Annotated in this window: 1 protein-coding gene; it reads left to right on the plus strand. The window is 73.0% G+C overall.

Annotated features, from left to right (window positions below; translation table 11 throughout):
• Positions 1–5,094: Ig-like domain-containing protein (locus ABWK99_RS13390; RefSeq protein ID WP_372595201.1), on the plus strand; the 5,094-nt coding region annotated here is incomplete at both ends.

Here is a 5,094-nt window from a genome sequence, read left to right on the forward strand (position 1 = left end):
GGTCTCGTGCTCACCGCCGCGGCCGACGGGACGACCGGGGCCTTCCTCCTCGAGGAGACAGGGCTCGTCCAGGTGGAGGAGGGCTCCCTGAGCGGGACGGGGGTCCTCGACCAGGTCACCGCCGTCGGGGGCACCCTCGTCGCCATGAGCGGCACGACGGTGCGCACCCCCTCGGTCGACGTCGACCTGGCCGGCTACGGTGCCGACCTCGTGCTCCAGCAGGTCGGGCCCGCCGATGCGGCGGTCCTCGTCGCGACGACCACCGGCCTGCTCTCGGTCGACCTCGGCAGCGGCGCGGTGAGCGAGGAGCGGAGCGGCGGCTCCGGCGTGCCCGCTGCCCCGGTCCGGCTCGACGGCTGCGGCTACGCGGCGTGGGCGGCGCCGACGAGCAACTACCTGCAGTCCTGCCCCGCCGGCTCGACCGTCGAGGACCTCGACGCGGTGACCTCTGGCGACACGCTGGTCTTCCGGGTCAACAGGGACGTCCTCGTGCTCAACAGCGTGTCCGAGGGGCGCGTCTGGTCGCCCACCGAGGACTCGGGGGCTCGTGAGCCGAACTGGGACGACGTCACCCCGAGGGACGAGAGCCAGGGCGGCGACGCGCTCGCCGAGCAGCCGAGCGTCCAGACGCTCCAGTCCGAGTGCACGGCGCAGTCCGGGCCGCCGAAGGCGAACGACGACGACTACGGCGTGCGCAGCGGCCGCACGACCATCCTGTCCGTCGTCGACAACGACGTGTCCTCCGACTGCGGCATCCTCGCGATCACCGAGCTCGAGTCCTTGCCGAGCTCCTTCGGGACGGCGGTGTCCATCTACGGCGGCCGGGCGATCCAGCTCGTCACGACGCCGGACGCCTCGGGGACGGCCTCCTTCACCTACACCGTCACCGACGGGCGAGGCTCCAGCGCTCCGTCCACGGCGACCGTCACGCTCACGGTGCGGGCCGACGGCGAGAACAACGCCCCGGTCCAGCGCTACGTCGGCGAGCTCGACGTCGAGCTCGGTGCCTACGGGACCTACGACGTGCTCGCCGACTTCCTCGACCCCGACGGGGACCAGCTCGTGCTCATGGGCGCCTCGCTCGAGGCTGGGGGGACGGTCCGTACCCGTCAGGACGGGGAGCTCACCTTCCAGTCGGACGGGGCGACCCTCGGCAGGCAGACCGTGCGGCTGAGCGTCTCGGACGGTCGGGAGACCATCGAGGGCACCCTCGTCCTCGACGTGCGCGCGGTGGGCTCGCTCGTCCCGTTGATCGACCCCGTCCACGCGGTGACCTACGTCGGCGAGCCGGTGGTGGTGCAGCCGCTCGAGAGCGTGCGATCGGCCTCTCAGGAGCCGATCCGCCTCGCCGGGGTCGACGACCTCGCCGGGACGACGATCACCACCGACCTCGTCGGGGGCACGTTCACCTTCACCGCCGCACGTGCGGGGCCCTACTACGTGACCTTCGTCGTGACGGCCTCGCCCAAGCAGGCGACGGGGATCGCGCGGATCGACGTCGTGGAGAAGCCGGAGGAGCCGCAGGCGCCGACGGCGGTCCTCGACGTCGCCCTGCTGCCGCCGGGCGGCGAGGTGACCGTCGACCCGCTGGCGAACGACGTCGACCCGAACGGCGGGGTCCTGGTGCTGCAGTCGGTGGACATCCCCGAGGGCAGCGGGGTCGAGGTCGCCATCCTGGCGCACCGGTTCGCGCGGATCACCTCCACCCGGGTCCTGACCGAGTCCGTCTCGGTGCGGTACACGATCTCCAACGGGTTGCTGTCGGCGACGGGTGAGCTCCGCGTCAAGCCGATCGAGGCCACCGCCGGGCAGCAACCGCCGGTCGTCCCGGACGTGACCGCGACGGTCCGCACGGGAGGGGTCGTGACGATCGCGGTCCTGGAGAACGCCTACGACCCGGACGGCGACCCGCTGACCCTCGAGCGGGAGCTCGTCGAGCCGCTCGGCGCCGGCCAGGGCCTGATGTTCGTCTCGGGCGACGTGCTGCGCTACCAGGCGCCGTCCACCCCCATGACGGTGCATGCGACGTTCGAGGTGACGGACTCCTTCGGTCAGTCGACGGCCGCGTCGGTGACGGTCTCCGTGCACGCCTCCGACGCGACGTCCAAGTCCCCGCCGCGACCTGTCGACCTCACCGCGCGGGTGTTCGAGGGCGAGGTCATCCGGATCCCGGTCCCGCTGACGGGGATCGACGCGGACGGCGACGGGGTGCTCCTGCTCGGTCAGGACCGCGCGCCGACCAAGGGGCGGATCACGCAGGGTGCCGACTGGTTCGAGTACGAGGCGCTGCCGGGCGAGTTCGGCACCGACACCTTCACCTACGCGGTCGAGGACTGGGTCGGTCAGCGCGCTGTCGCGACGATCCGGGTCGGCATCTCCCCACGGCCGAACGCCTCCGCGCAGATCGTCGCCCGCAACGACGACGTCGTGGTGCGACCGGGTCGCACGGTCTCCGTCCGGGTCCTGGCCAACGACGTCGACATGTCCGGCGGTGACCTCGAGCTGAGCGACGTCCTCGAGGTCGCGGACGGCGTCTCGGCCTCCGTCGACGGTCGCCGCGTCGTGGTCGACGCCCCGGAGACGCCAGGGGTGATCCAGATCGGCTACACCGCGACGAACACCCGCGGCGGGAGCGACAGCGCGATCCTCACGGTCACCGTCGACCCGGCGGCGACCATCCGGCCCCCGGTGGCACGGGACGTCATCGTCCCGGCCACGCAGACGCTCAACGCCGTGTCGGTCGACGTCGACGTGCTGGAGGTCGCCGAGAACCCGAGCGGACCGATGTCCGACCTCACCGTCTCCGTCGACCCCTCTGCCGCGGAGTTCGCGACCGTCACGTCGAGCGGGACCGTGGTGGTGACCCTCGGACCGACGGCGCGCACCTTCCCGTACCTGCTGACCAACACGAGCCCGGAGGCCAACGGGGCCTTCTCCTACGCCTTCATCACCGTCCCCGCGCTCGGTGACTTCCCCCCGACGTTGCGTCCGGGCGCCAAGGCCCTCGTCGCGCTCGCGGGCGTGCCGCTGGAGATCTCGCTCGACGAGGAGATCCAGGTCGCCCCCGGTCGCTCGGTGCGGATCGCTGACGTGTCGCGGGTCACCGCGACGAAGTCGGACGGGTCGGAGCTGGTCGTCGACCAGCGCACGCTGCGGTACACCGCCGACCGCAACTACGCCGGCCCGGCCTCCATCAGCGTTCCCGTGAGCGACGGCGACCCGGGCGACGCGACGGCCCGGACCGCCGTGCTCACCCTGCCGATCACGGTGGTCGCGGCGGAGGACCACCCGCCGACCTTCTCCCCGTCGGTCCTCGACGTGGGTCCCGGCGAGTCGGTCAAGGTGGACCTCAGGGCCTTCACCTCCGCGCTGGTGAGCACCCCGAGCGGGGAGCAGGGCTACACCTACGCCCTGACGACCGACGCGCCGACCGGGTTCTCCGTCCAGCTGGACGGCTCCGTGCTCACGGTCTCCGCCGCTGCCACGGTTCCGCGGGGGACGGCCGGTGGCGTCGGCCTCACGATCGACTACGGGGGGCGGACGAAGGTCGTCGGCCAGGTCGACTTCCGGGTCGTGGCCAGCTCCCGTCCTCTCGCCCGGGTGGTCGACCGGACCATCCCCGACGCCGTCGAGGGCGTCGTGAGCACGGTCGACGTGCTCGAGGACGCCTTCAACCCCTATCCCGCCACGGCGCTGTCCGTCGTCGGGGCGAGCGTCGACCCGGCGACGGCCGGGACGGTCACGGTCTCGGGCGGGCGGCTGTCGATCCGCCCCGCGACCGGCTTCATCGGGACGATGATCGTGCGCTACCAGGTGCGCGACGTGACAGCCGACCCGGACCGTGAGGTCTCCGGCCAGGTCACGGTCGTCGTCCGAGGTCGGCCGTCCACCCCGACGGCGCCGAGGATCTCCGAGGTCCGCGACAAGACCGTCGTCCTCGCCTGGGACGCGCCGTCGGCGAACGGCACGCCGATCACCGGCTACCGCGTCACGGCCTCCCCTGGCGGCGGGGTGACCGAGTGCGCCTCGACCACCTGCACCGTGACGGGGCTGACCAACGACGTCGAGTACACCTTCACGGTGGTCGCCCGGAACGCCGTCGGCGACTCCGACCCGAGCCCGGCGTCGGGTCCCGCGCGGCCGGACACGCGCCCCGGTGCCCCCGCCACCCCCGGGCTGACCTGGGGGAACGGTGCGGTGACGGCGACCTGGACGGCTCCCGTGTCGACCGGCTCGCCGGTCTCCGGGTACCAGCTCGAGATCAGCCCGGCCCCGGCCTCCGGTGCCGCTGCCGTCACGACGACGAGCACCTCGTTCACCTTCACCGGGCTGGCCAACGGCACGGAGTACCGGGTCCGCGTCCGCGCGGAGAACGCGGCCCCCGACCCCGGCGACTGGAGCCCGTGGTCCGCCGGCCAGGTCCCCGCCGCAGCGCCGGATGCTCCGGGCTCGGTGCTCGCGAGCCGGACGGCGGTCGGCAGCGGGGTCTACCAGATCGACGTCGGCTGGAGCGCCCCCGCCGCGAACGGCGACCCCGTCACCACCTACGAGGTACGGGTCGACGGAGTGAGCGCGTCCGTCTCCGGGTCCTCGACGAGCTACGTCTTCCCCGCGGAGCGCGGCCGGGAGTACACGGTCGACGTCCGGGCGCTCAACAAGGCCGGGTCCTCCCCCTGGTCCTCGACGACCGGCGAGATCTGGTCGGCTCCCGGAGCGGTCACCGCCCTGGTCCTCGTGGACTCGGCGAGCGCCGGCGCGGCGTGGGCCACCGGTGAGCTCAGCGCGTCGTGGAAGGCCCCCGCCGACACGGGAGGCGTTCCCCTGACGGGGTACCGGGTCAGCGTCGACGGTGGACCCGCGGTGACCGTCACGGGCACCTCGACGGTCTTCTCCTCGCTGACCGGCGGTCAGCACTCCGTCTCGGTCGTGGCCGTGAACTCCAAGGGCGAGGTCGGGCCCGCGTCGACGGCGTCCGGGACGACGCTCACCGTGCCGCAGGCACCGTCCCTCCAGCCCGCCGTGGTCGCCGCGAACGGGGTGATCACCTTCTCCTGGCTCCCCGGCGGCACCGGAGGGTCCGTGATCCTGGACTAC

This window comes from Actinotalea sp. (genome assembly GCF_041597215.1).
Lineage (GTDB): Bacteria > Actinomycetota > Actinomycetes > Actinomycetales > Cellulomonadaceae > Actinotalea.